The sequence below is a fragment of the Bacillus sp. 2205SS5-2 genome (assembly GCF_037024155.1).
In the GTDB taxonomy this organism is placed as follows: domain Bacteria; phylum Bacillota; class Bacilli; order Bacillales; family Bacillaceae_K; genus Bacillus_CI.
The window spans coordinates 191583-197950 of record NZ_JAYKTS010000005.1; the positions used below are offsets into that span (position 1 = coordinate 191583).

Consider the following 6368-nt stretch of genomic DNA (forward strand, 5'->3'; position numbering starts at 1 on the left):
ACAAATAATAATTGACTATTTCATTCATTTAGTCATTTCAATCCAAAACAATAGAGTTATCTAAATGGATAACCCTTTAAATAGATACATTTTAAACAATTCTGCGATTTCCTCTTCTTGAAGAGCGTGATGATCCTTTTCCCATTCGAAAAACAAGGATATATATAATTTATACATAACAAACGAAGTTAACGCAGGATTGCAAGGTGAAATTTCACCTTTAGAAATCGCAATCGTTACTTTTTCTTCAATATACTTAATGATTGTTTGCTCCATTGTTTTAACCATTTCTAAGACGGAAGCTGTGCCCATTTCTTTCTCTTCTTGTAGTAATTTTATAAGAAGTTGATGCTCTTTTTGAAATTCTAAGATACGGTAAAGAGCACGATGAGCATTTTGATAAAAGGTTTCTTCCTCAACAAAAGTTTCTTCGGCTGCTGTTTTCATCTCCTTAATGAGAGAAGAGACAATTTCTTCAAATAGTTCTTCTTTGTTTTTGTAAAAAGTATAGATGGTACCTTTCCCAACATTCGCAAGTTTAGCCACTTGATCCATCGTCGTTGCTTTATATCCAAACAGCGTAAAAGATCTAGTAGCAGCATCTACAATGAGTTGTTTGCGGTTAATTGCCAAGAGTTCACCTCGTTTTTTGACCAAATGGACAATACGGTCAATTAGTACATTTCCTACTATAACAAACTAAATTTTCATATTCAATAGGTATTTATAGTGTAAACCCTTTCAAAAAAAATATTAGGGCTGAATCAATCATATTATCAGTTTAACCGTTTTTTCATGTTGTGTGAGACTAATAGCTGAAGTAGCAACAACTACTAGATGTCGCAAATAATTGCAGGAGACTTCTGTTGAGATCCTATGAGAAGAAAATTTCGGAATCCACAAAAAAATAAAGGCTCCTGGTTGGGAGTCTTTATTTTTGAAATATTTGAAGTACCTTGTTTACAGCGTCTACCCCTTGATCGATACAATCAGGCAATCCTAGACCGTCAAAGGAGCTACCTGCTAAAAATACTCCTGGAAGTTCTTGCGCGACTTGTTGCTTTAGACTATTCATTCGCTCTTTATGTCCAACCGTATACTGTGGCATAGACTCCTTCCAACGAGTAACCACCGTAAAGGAAGGCTTCATAGTGATGTTCATCGTTTTATTTAAGTCATCTAAAACGATTTGTTCGATCTCAGCATCTGAAAGATCAACAATGGCTTCATCACCTGCTCTTCCCACATAGCAACGAAGTAGAACATGACCTTCTGGCGTAGAATGGGGCCACTTTTTATGTGTCCACGTGCAAGCAGTAATCGTGTAATCACTGTTTCTTGAGACGACAAAACCAGTTCCATTAATATCTTGACCAATCGCTTCTTTCGGAAATGCCATCGCTACGGTAGCGACAGAGGTGGATGGCATCTGTTTGAGAGGATCAAAAATGGGATAAGATGCAAACATTGTCGGTAACACCTGGTGAGGTGTAGCTACAATGATACTATTTGCTTCAAGCTTGTTCCCATCGTTAAGATAAAGATCATAATGGTCATTGTGTTTTTGAATATTTTCTACTCTAATACCTTTTAGAACACTACCTTCATCCAAATGTTCTTCGATTGCGTTCACAAAAGATTGTAGCCCATTTTTAAAGGTTAAAAACATTCCTTTTTTGGGCCCTTTAGGACCTTTTGGCATTCCTTTTTTCATCCCAAACACGAGAGATCGATGCTTTCGTTCTATATGATAAAACTGCGGGAAGGTGGACATTAAGCTCAATTGATCAATGTCTCCAGCGTAAATTCCAGATAATAGAGGTTCAATTAAATTTTCAACAATTTCATTCCCAAGACGTCTACGGAAAAAGGATCCAAGCGACTGGTCTCCTTCCACTTTTGAACGCGGAAGAACAAAATCCCCAGCTGCTCGAGCCTTTCCCATAAGAGAGAATAATCCGGTGGTGACAAAAGGACCTATTTCAGTAGGAATGCCCATGACAGAACCACCAGGCATTGGATGAAGCTGTTCATTTACCATGACGTAAGATTGTCCTGTTGAGTTATTAACAAGATCCTTTTCCATTCCCACTTCACTTGCTAATTTAGCAGCGCTAGTCTTTCTTTCTAAGAAGGAATCTGGACCTCTTTCAATCACAAAGCCATCTTTTGTAACGGTTTGAATTTTTCCACCTAGTTTATGGCTCGCTTCCACTAAAACCACGTCAAGAGCGATTTGTTTTTCTTTTGCTTCTTTTTGTAGGTAGTATGCCGCCGTTAATCCGGTAATTCCGCCCCCGATAATAACGACCTTTTGTTTTGATTCCAACACGGTTATCGCCTTCTCTTATCTTATTTTCTCTCGGATGAATCCCCATAATGCATCCGAATCACTTATAAAACTTCTCTAAAGATTCGTTATTGGTTCTCTAAATGCTTTAACACAACAGAGGTTAACGCATTTATGAATTGAGGCTTAGCATTCGGCATTTCCGGTCGATAGTAGCTAGCACCAATTTCGTTCGTAACGACTTTACATTCAAAATCATTATCGTAAAGCACTTCTAAATGATCTGTGATAAATCCCACGGGTATATATACAAACGCTTTATATCCTTTTTCTTCATATAAAGCTCTCGTTAAATCTTGAACATCTGGTCCTAACCACGGATCAGGTGTATTTCCTTCACTTTGCCATCCAACAGCATAATCTTGAACTCCCGCCGCTTCAGCAATAAGCTTTGCTGTCTCCTCTAATTGCTGAAGATACGGATCCCCATCCTTTAAAATACGTTGTGGCAAACTATGAGCAGAAACAATTAGAACCGCCTTCTCTTTCTCTTCCATAGGCATCGTTTCATAGGTCTCTTTTACTTTCTCTACCCAATAATCAATAAACTTCGGCTCATCATACCAGCTCTCGATAGAGGTTATGGATAGACCATCCAATTTTTCTGCTGCTTCTTTTGCACGTCCATTATATGACTTTACACTAAATGTTGAAAAATGTGGGGCTAAAACGATTGAAACCGCTTCTGTAATCCCATCCTGATGCATCGCTTCTACAGCATCCTCTACGAATGGTTCGATATGCTTCAACCCTAAATAAGCTTTAAATTCTATTTTATCTTGTACATTGTTCAGTCGTATTTCCAATTCACTTGCTTGTTCCTTGGTTATTTTGGCTAGAGGTGAAATTCCACCAATTGCTTCATACCGATTGCGCAAATCTTCTAACATATCATCTGACGGTTTCCGTCCATGACGAATATGTGTGTAATACCTTTCGATGTCTTCCTCTTTATAGGGCGTTCCATACGCCATAACCAATAAACCCATTTTCTTCTTTTCCATGATGTCACCTCATTTATTCATTTGTACAATCGTTTATATTGCCACGTTCTCTCCATAAAATCCAAAAGGGAGTGGTTTAGAATGTGTTCACATTAGCTCTTTAGCTTTTGGGTGCTGTATTCATGAACAAATGAAGTTAATCTTTTCAATGTTTCTGGTTTTACTTGAGGAAATACGCCGTGTCCAAGATTGAAAATGTATCCAGGTTTTTCCATACCTTGATCTAGTATTGACTTCGCTTTTTCTTCAATGACTTCCCAAGGAGCAAGTAAAATCGCCGGATCTAAGTTTCCTTGAACTGTCTTTGTAATGCCCATTTTTCGTGCTTCTTTAACTGGTAGTCTCCAATCAAGGCCAACAACATCTAATGGAAGATCATGCCACTCTAGTGCTAAATGACTTGCCCCAACACCAAACATAATGAGTGGCACATTTTCTTCACGTAGCTCTGAGAAGATTCGTTCCATAGTAGGTTTGATAAATACACGATAATCTTGCACATTGAGCGCTCCGACCCAAGAATCAAAAATTTGAATAGCACGTGCGCCCGCTTTAATTTGGGACTTTACATACGTAATCGTCATCGTTGCCAGCTTATCCATTAACGCAAACCACGCTCTCGGTTCTGCATACATAAACGCTTTCGTTTTATTATAGTTTTTTGAAGGACCACCTTCAATCATATAACTTGCAAGCGTAAACGGTGCGCCTGCAAATCCGATCAACGGCACGGATAATTGCTCTGTTGTTAATAACTTTATCGTTTCTAAAACATAGGGAACATCTTCCTCTGGGGTGATTTCTCCTAATTTTTCCACATCTAAAATTGACCTAATCGGATTATCAATGACTGGTCCAATCCCAGATTTAATTTCTACATCTACTCCAATAGCCGGTAATGGCGACATAATATCTTTATATAAAATAGCGGCATCCACATCATATTGTTCTACAGGTAACCTTGTAACATAAGCACAAAGCTCAGGTTGATGTGTAATCTCAAATAAAGAGTACTTTTCTTTGATAGCTCGATATTCTGGTTGCGAGCGACCAGCTTGTCTCATATACCAGACAGGCACATGGTCTGTTTTCTCCCCTCTTGCTGCTCTTAAAAATGTATCGTTTAGCATTTTCACCTTTGTTCTTCCACCTTTCAAACTTTCTGTCCCTATTTTATACTAAAAATCCCCGAAGAAAAAATAATTGTCTTCACTTGCCGGTTCATTCACATGATTTACACTATAAAACTTTTCGTCGCCGTTGTATAGAAGGTGATGCAATTGTTCATAAATTTGTTCATTTTACACCGCATTATAAAGCTATTATCTATGAATAGTTTTGAATTATTTAAATATCAACAATCTAGCTGAGGCTTAATGCTTGATCCATCAAACCAGGTTATAGATCCACTTACAAAGGGAAAGAGTATACTAGGATAGAATACAACAAAAATGAGGTGATTTAGGTTGAACGCATTTATGACTACAGGTACGTATGAATTTCTAAAAAAAATGAAATTACAACATCAAAATGAAAACATGATTATCATGCAAAATGCCGACACTTCTCTGCTTCTTCATGAAACTGAAGGGAACACATTGTTTAACGAACCAAGAAGGTATGAAGTGATCGATGCTTCTGGATCTATTCAAAAACAAGGATATGTCATATTTAACAACATTCCTGTAACCGATGAGGGACGACCTGTTTTTGAATACCGCTTTAAGAATCGAGCCCGTCTTATTGAGGAAGTAGCTGGTTTTGTCGCTTTACGAGTGTTACGCCCTCTTTCCAATGACACCTATATCATTATGACGCTTTGGGAAGACGAGGAATCCTTTAAAGGTTGGCAAAATTCACAGCAGTACAATAAAGGACTCGAAAAGAGGGGATCAGCTGAAGGCATAGACCAGCAAAAAAACATATTTTCTGCTGCATCATACGTGTCTGAATACATGATTCCAGAAGAAGAAACGGAATAGGCAACTCCTTACTCAAAAAAGGGAGCACTACTAAAAGGAGAGCACTGAAAAAGAAACTTTTATTTTATTAGCTGAAGATTTTCATCAATCTACAGAAAATTTAAGAAGCCAAGAACCTATATGTAACTCACATTTCGCAGGTCAGATCTAGACTTAGCCAATTTTTTAGATTAAGTTTTTAAAAACGTTTATTTCTTCTATTCAGCCGACAAATTTTCCTTTTTTTCTTCAATTGTCGGCTGTATTCGACATGTCCAGAACGGTCTGGCTGAATTTCACGTTAGTTCTTTACTGATTCTTCCTGTTTCGACACGTATATCGAGGGGTCATACCCGGCTAAACACACAATTCGCTTGGTTTGTTCTTGGATGTTGTCTGGCAGGTACCTCATGGTTTCCAATCCTTGTCGGATGACGATGATACGAACGTCATTCAATTGTTCTAACAGTTTCCGTTTTCCCATGAGGATCAAGGGTTCTTCCTGCTTTTTCATTTCAACACGGATTCGATATTCAAGCATGCCATAGATTAATAACGCCATTACATAGACGATACCAAGCGCTTCAATACGTTCCGGCGTTTTGACAAAGACGGCGTCAATCATCTGTGCATCCTTGAGTAACCGAAATCGGGTCTCCGCCGCCGATTGACCTTTATAGGTTGTAAGCATGTCCACATCGGAAAGCCTCGAGCGATCCATCCGGTTGGTCATTAAAATAAACGTGCTCAATAGCCTTAATTTTTGGTCGATTTTCCCTTGATTCTCCTCAAGGGACGATAAACGGACCCGGTAAACGGTGGCGGTCTGAGTGACTTCGTCTTTCTTGGGTCGTCCACGGCGTTCGCGTTTGATCGGTTCTTCTCCGATTTCGATTGTTAATTGATACTCATGCAGGTTGGTTTTATGCTTTTTTTCAAAGGCGATTCGTGCCTTTTCAGCGTCTGGTCTGCTTCACAGTGGAAAATCATGTCTGCCAGCTTGTCCAACGCGTTGGTCAAGGTGACGTGTTCCTTTTGAATGTCGGCTTCTAT

Annotated in this window: 6 protein-coding genes; 1 reads left to right on the forward strand and 5 read right to left on the reverse strand. The window is 38.7% G+C overall.

Translation table 11 applies throughout. From position 1 onward, the window contains the following. Positions 1 to 60: 60 nt before the first annotated feature. The 4 genes from U8D43_RS05725 to hemE form a co-directional block, all read right to left on the reverse strand. A complete protein-coding gene (locus tag U8D43_RS05725; RefSeq protein WP_335870130.1) occupies positions 61 to 633 on the reverse strand; it encodes a TetR/AcrR family transcriptional regulator in 573 nt (190 codons plus the stop codon). Between the two features lie 298 nt (positions 634 to 931). Next, positions 932 to 2332: a protoporphyrinogen oxidase gene (hemY, locus tag U8D43_RS05730; RefSeq protein ID WP_335870132.1), complete on the reverse strand. Its 1401-nt coding sequence runs from the start codon at positions 2330 to 2332 to the stop codon at positions 932 to 934. Positions 2333 to 2418: 86 nt separating this feature from the next. Next, complete coding sequence (gene hemH, locus U8D43_RS05735; protein WP_335870134.1) at positions 2419 to 3354, reverse strand: ferrochelatase; 936 nt, start codon at positions 3352 to 3354, stop codon at positions 2419 to 2421. A 92-nt stretch (positions 3355 to 3446) separates the two neighbouring features. After that, positions 3447 to 4484 carry a uroporphyrinogen decarboxylase gene (gene hemE, locus U8D43_RS05740; protein WP_335870164.1) on the reverse strand — a complete coding sequence of 346 codons (1038 nt, stop codon included), beginning with the start codon at positions 4482 to 4484 and terminating at the stop codon, positions 3447 to 3449. A 336-nt stretch (positions 4485 to 4820) separates the two neighbouring features. Here hemE and U8D43_RS05745 point away from each other — a divergent pair, with 336 nt between their 5' ends. Next, entirely contained in the window at positions 4821 to 5336 is a 516-nt protein-coding gene (locus U8D43_RS05745) for an antibiotic biosynthesis monooxygenase family protein (protein WP_335870136.1), read from the forward strand. Positions 5337 to 5616: 280 nt separating this feature from the next. Here the strand turns inward: U8D43_RS05745 and U8D43_RS20905 are convergent, their stop codons facing one another. Next, complete coding sequence (locus U8D43_RS20905) at positions 5617 to 6261, reverse strand: hypothetical protein (protein WP_442893563.1); 645 nt, start codon at positions 6259 to 6261, stop codon at positions 5617 to 5619. Positions 6262 to 6368 lie beyond the last annotated feature (107 nt).

Coding starts and splice junctions, on each gene's coding strand:
- hemH (WP_335870134.1), bottom strand. CDS start 3,354: ATGGAAAAGAAGAAAATGGGTTTATTGGTTATGGCGTATGGAACGCCC.
- hemE (WP_335870164.1), bottom strand. CDS start 4,484: ATGCTAAACGATACATTTTTAAGAGCAGCAAGAGGGGAGAAAACAGAC.